This is a genomic window from Vibrio sp. 704, assembly GCF_033339295.1.
This window is the reverse complement of the sequence record NZ_JAWOUH010000912.1, coordinates 1-541: the sequence shown is the minus strand read 5'-3', so window position 1 is coordinate 541 and position 541 is coordinate 1. Positions and strand designations below refer to the sequence as shown.

2 pseudogenes are annotated in these 541 nt (G+C 43.1%); both read right to left on the bottom strand.

Annotated elements, in window-relative coordinates:
• Positions 1–242 (bottom strand): annotated as a pseudogene (locus tag R7R24_RS29840) (lipase); the annotation flags it as partial.
• A 97-nt stretch (positions 243–339) separates the two neighbouring features.
• Positions 340–541 (bottom strand): annotated as a pseudogene (locus R7R24_RS29835) (CHAD domain-containing protein); the annotation flags it as partial.

Below are 541 nucleotides of genomic sequence, written 5' to 3'. Positions count from 1 at the left end.
CGTGTCCACATTGCAAAGTTGAGCAACCAATCGGTAATGCTGTGAGAACCTTTAATAACGACCACGACTTCATCGCGGTTTTTGCTCCACAGTACGCGAATCATAATCTTGCCGTGTTCGTTTCGGATGATTCGCTGACCATTAGGATCGAAGCCATAACGTGTTTGTTTAAAGACTCTTGGATACGCGAGGTTGCACAGTACGGCGTAGCGTTCGTATTGGTATCGTTTTAGTGGTTTCACGTTGTCTTACTTAAAACTGTCCAACCTTATACGCTAGTGAGCGAGTGTGAAGAACACGTGAACATCAGCAGAATGTTTATTGGTTCAATCCTCGCGGTTAACGGTAAATCTCTAACGTTGAAGCGTCATTGATAAATGAATCAAAACTTTTTAGACGAAGTAAGGTAGATTGCCGAGACTGCTCATGGGCCTGTTTTATTTCCTTAATCAGAGATTTGAGTACTTGGCGATCTGGTTTGTTGTAGCGTTTATCTTTGCGGAGCTGGGTGAAAAACGCAATTTGAGTCGAAGTGTCATTG